The sequence below is a fragment of the Microbacterium sp. Leaf351 genome, from assembly GCF_001423825.1.
In the GTDB taxonomy this organism is placed as follows: domain Bacteria; phylum Actinomycetota; class Actinomycetes; order Actinomycetales; family Microbacteriaceae; genus Microbacterium; species Microbacterium ginsengisoli.
The window spans coordinates 86,597-87,048 of sequence record NZ_LMPK01000018.1 but is presented as its reverse complement, the minus strand read 5'-3'; the positions used below and the strand labels follow the sequence as shown (position 1 = coordinate 87,048).

Below are 452 nucleotides of genomic sequence, written 5' to 3'. Positions count from 1 at the left end.
GACCTTCGCCCCGAGGTTCATGTAAGCCGAGGCGAACTCCGCTCCCGTGACGCCCGACCCGACCACGATGAGGTGCTCGGGGAGCGTCGTCATGTCGTAGAGCTGGGTCCAGGTGAGGATGCGCTCTCCGTCGGGTTTGGCCTGCGGGAGCTGGCGGGGCGAGGCGCCGACCGAGACGACGAGGGTGTCGGCCTCGACCCGGTCGAAGGCGGTGCCCTGCGGTCCGGTGGAGACGACGACCGCGCCCGGGCCGTCGAGGCGCCCGTGGCCGGAGATGATGCGCACGCCCGCCTCGACCAGCGACGAGCGCATGTCGTCGGACTGCTGACGGGCGAGCGCGAGCAGCCGCTTGTTGACAGCAGCCAGGTTGATGGCGATCTCGGGGGTGAGAGGCGTGCCCTTCGCGCCGCGTGCGAACAGCTGCACGCCGAGGTCGCTTGCTCCTGCGATGG

1 protein-coding gene is annotated in these 452 nt (G+C 70.8%); it reads right to left on the bottom strand.

All coding sequences use genetic code 11. The annotated features are described in order from the left end of the window. Positions 1-452 (bottom strand): FAD-dependent oxidoreductase (locus ASG00_RS17615; protein ID WP_235559409.1); only part of this gene is annotated, 452 nt, incomplete at both ends.